1 protein-coding gene is annotated in these 768 nt (G+C 75.3%); it reads left to right on the top strand.

Translation table 11 applies throughout. From position 1 onward, the window contains the following. Positions 1–34: 34 nt before the first annotated feature. Positions 35–658, top strand: a complete 624-nt coding sequence (ruvA, locus tag K6I33_RS35420; RefSeq protein ID WP_229358886.1) for a Holliday junction branch migration protein RuvA — start codon at positions 35–37, stop codon at positions 656–658. Positions 659–768 lie beyond the last annotated feature (110 nt).

The following is a 768-nucleotide window of genomic DNA, read 5'->3' as shown; positions in this document are numbered from 1 at the left end:
CCCCCACCCCCGTACGCATCCCGAAGGGCACCCGATGATCGCCTTCGTCTCCGGGCCGGTCGCGGCCCTCGCCCCGGACACCGCCGTCGTCGAGGTCGGCGGCATCGGCATGGCCGTCCAGTGCACCCCGGGCACGCTCGCCGCGCTCCGGGTCGGCCAGCCGGCGAGGCTGGCGACGTCCCTCGTCGTCCGTGAGGACTCCCTGACCCTCTACGGCTTCGCCGACGACGACGAGCGGCAGACCTTCGAGCTCCTCCAGACCGCCAGCGGGGTCGGCCCCCGCCTCGCCCAGGCCATGCTGGCCGTCCACACGCCGGACGCGCTGCGGAGGGCGTTCGCCGCCGGGGACGAGAAGGCGCTCACGGCCGTGCCGGGGATCGGGAAGAAGGGGGCGCAGAAGCTGCTCCTGGAGCTCAAGGACCGGCTGGGTGCGCCTGTTGGTTCTGCGGCCGTGGCCGCCGCCGTGTCCGCTCCCGCGGCGGGGTGGCGGGATCAGCTGCATGCCGCGCTTGTGGGGCTCGGGTACGCGAGCCGGGAGGCGGAGGAGGCCGTGGCGGCGGTCGCGCCGCAGGCCGAGGCCGTGGCCGCCGAGGGCGGTACGCCGCAGGTCGGGCAGTTGCTGCGGGCCGCGTTGCAGACGCTGAACCGGGCGCGATGAGCGGGGTGCGGTGCGGGCCGGTGGGTGGTTTGTGCCCACCCTCCCCCAGCTACCGCTGGGAGGTGCCCCCAGCCCTGCGGAACGCCTGCCCACAAACCCATCCTTCCGAC

It is taken from the genome of Streptomyces sp. UNOB3_S3 (assembly GCF_020740895.1).
Lineage (GTDB): Bacteria > Actinomycetota > Actinomycetes > Streptomycetales > Streptomycetaceae > Streptomyces.
Note: the sequence above shows the minus strand (reverse complement) of the source record. Positions and strands in the feature narration are given on the sequence as shown.

Excerpts from the sequence above, each read along its gene's own strand:
- ruvA (WP_229358886.1), top strand. The coding sequence starts at position 35 with ATGATCGCCTTCGTCTCCGGGCCGGTCGCGGCCCTCGCCCCGGACACC.